The organism is Pseudoalteromonas sp. SR45-5 (genome assembly GCF_014163565.1).
In the GTDB taxonomy this organism is placed as follows: domain Bacteria; phylum Pseudomonadota; class Gammaproteobacteria; order Enterobacterales; family Alteromonadaceae; genus Pseudoalteromonas; species Pseudoalteromonas distincta.
This window is the reverse complement of the sequence record NZ_JACJDN010000836.1, coordinates 1-1,415: the sequence shown is the minus strand read 5'-3', so window position 1 is coordinate 1,415 and position 1,415 is coordinate 1. Positions and strand designations below refer to the sequence as shown.

The 1,415-nt window shown below is 42.1% G+C and carries 1 protein-coding gene; it reads left to right on the top strand.

Annotated elements, in window-relative coordinates; genetic code table 11:
* Positions 1–130 precede the first annotated feature (130 nt).
* Positions 131–1,342, top strand: a complete 1,212-nt coding sequence (fabB, locus tag H5072_RS19455) for a beta-ketoacyl-ACP synthase I (RefSeq protein ID WP_004335606.1) — start codon at positions 131–133, stop codon at positions 1,340–1,342.
* Positions 1,343–1,415: the final 73 nt, after the last annotated feature.

Below are 1,415 nucleotides of genomic sequence, written 5' to 3'. Positions count from 1 at the left end.
TTGAAATAGTCTGGCGTTATTTATAAGCTAGCAGTTCAGAGTACAAGTGTACGCTAGAAAGCTGACCACTTAGGTGATTAAATTCGCGTAAAATAGAATGCAATTAAGTATTAAGCTAAGGGAATTACCCATGAGAAGAGCTGTAATTACAGGTATCGGTGTTGTATCAAGTATAGGTAACAACAAAGAAGAAGTATTAGAATCGTTAAAAACGGGCAAAAGCGGCATCGCTTTTAATCAAGAATTTGCCGATTATAAGTTACGTAGTAACGTATCGGGTAAAATTGATATTGACGTTAAAGCACACGTTGACCGCAAAGCAATGCGCTTTATGGGAGATGCTGCTGCTTACTCTTATATTTCAATGACGCAAGCAATTGAAGACTCAGGTTTGTCTGACGACCAAGTATCAAATGAGCGCACGGGTATTATTGTTGGCTCTGGCGGTGGTTCGTCTAAATGGCAAGTAGAAGCTGCTGATATTTTACGTGAAAAAGGCGTAAAACGTGTAGGGCCTTATATGGTGCCACGCACTATGGCGAGCACTACATCTGCTTGCTTAGCAACACCATTTAAAATTAAAGGTGTTAACTATTCAATTAGCTCTGCATGTGCAACATCTGCGCATTGTATTGGTAATGCAGTAGAGCAAATCCAGCTTGGCAAGCAAGACGTTGTGTTTGCTGGTGGTGGTGAAGAGCTACACTGGACATTGGCAATGGAATTTGACGCTATGGGCGCACTTTCTACTAAATACAACGAAACCCCTGAAAAAGCATCTCGTACATACGATGCTAATCGCGATGGTTTTGTTATTTCTGGCGGCGGCGGTATTGTTGTAGTTGAAGAACTTGAACATGCACTTGCACGTGGCGCGCACATTTACGCTGAAATTGTTGGCTACGGTGCAACATCAGATGGCTACGACATGGTTGCTCCATCTGGCGAAGGTGCAGCACGTTGTATGCGCCAAGCTATGCAAGATGTAGATAGTATTGATTACCTAAACACGCATGGTACATCTACACCAGTAGGTGACGTTAAAGAGCTAGGTGCGATACAAGAAGTGTTTGGTGGTAAATCACCAATGATCAGCGCAACTAAAGCAATGACGGGTCATGCCCTAGGTGCTGCAGGTGTTCACGAAGCTATCTTCTCATTATTAATGCTAGAGCACAGCTTTGTAGCACCTTCAATTAATATTGATGAGCTAGATGAGCAAGCGACAGGTTTAGATATTATTACTGAGCGTCGTGATGTTGAGTTAAATACTGTAATGTCTAATAGCTTTGGCTTTGGTGGCACAAACGCGACTTTAGTGATGAGTAAGTACAAAGGTTAATTTGAGCTTATAAGCCCTATATGCAAACGCATAACTGGGCTAAATAGTCCAAAACAAAAAAGGAAAGCCGAGG

Coding starts and splice junctions, on each gene's coding strand:
- fabB (WP_004335606.1), top strand. CDS start 131: ATGAGAAGAGCTGTAATTACAGGTATCGGTGTTGTATCAAGTATAGGT.